Genomic DNA, 1,119 nt, shown 5'->3' with positions numbered 1-1,119 from the left:
TCATGGTCTTGTGAGTTCTCAAGCCAGAAAGGAAGAACATTATCCAAGAGTTCATCCTTGTATTGATTTGCCAGTTTCTTAAAATCCATACATCTTTTATTATTAAGTTATTAAGGTCTTTTTGTTTTACTATTCCGAACGGGTCCAATATCTTTCAATCTCTTCCAGCGACTTCCCAGTAGTCTCCGGCACGAGTTTCCAGACAATCAGCATATACGGCACGCACATGAGGGCGAACAGGAAGAATGTTCCGGCGGGGGTAAGGTTCTGGAGCATCCAGGGGGTTAACTGTCCGATCAGGTACGTTCCGATCCACAGAGCGAATCCTGCTATCGACATGGCCAGTCCGCGAACCTTGGTGGGATACATCTCCGAGAGAAGTACGAACACCACGGCACAGATAGACACGGCACAGCAGAATACATAGAACAGGAAGAAAACGAGCAGGAAGAGGCTGGATACTCCCAGGGAATCTCCGAAGAGGAAGTACAGGCCGATGAGAATCAGAGAAACAACCATTCCCGAAACTCCGTAATAAACAAGTTTCTTGCGGCCTACCTTATCAATGATGACAAGAGCCAGAACGGTGGTCAAAGTATTGACTAGTCCTACCAGAACTTGGTAAAAAAGAGAATCTCCTCCTGAAAGTCCTGCGTTTTCAAAGATAGAAGGGCCATAATAAAGTACTGCGTTCACACCCATAAACTGTCCTAAAATCGCAATACACACACCGATAATAACAGCTTTGAAAATTCCAGGCTTCATCAATAAAGACCATTCCGATTTTGTTTCAGAGGTCAGCACAGATTTCGTTTCATTTAATTGACTTTTCGCTTCTGTAATTGAATTATATATTTTCTCTAATATATTTACAGCTTTCAATTCCTTTCCACGTACGATTAACCAGCGGGGACTTTCCGGAATAAAAAATATGATTATGAAGAATAAGATTGCCGGCAATGTTTCCATACCCAACATACCTCTCCATACTTCAGTTATAAATATTTTATTCAACCAATCCACACTTAATTGCGTACCACTCTCCGCCCATGCCAATAATTGATAGTTAACTAAATAAGCTCCCAAAAAACCAACTGTTACAGCCAACTGATACAATGA

Annotated in this window: 1 protein-coding gene; it reads right to left on the bottom strand. The window is 41.8% G+C overall.

Annotation, left to right across the window (positions count from 1 at the left end):
- Nucleotides 1–129: 129 nt before the first annotated feature.
- Nucleotides 130–1,119: sugar porter family MFS transporter (locus AB5935_RS27565; RefSeq protein ID WP_368328046.1), on the bottom strand; the 990-nt coding region annotated here is incomplete at its 5' end.

This window comes from Phocaeicola sp. RTP21198st1_B8_RTP21198_201120, assembly GCF_040929485.1.
GTDB classification, from domain to species: Bacteria; Bacteroidota; Bacteroidia; order Bacteroidales; family Bacteroidaceae; genus Phocaeicola; species Phocaeicola dorei.
This window is presented reverse-complemented; position numbering and strand designations above follow the sequence as displayed.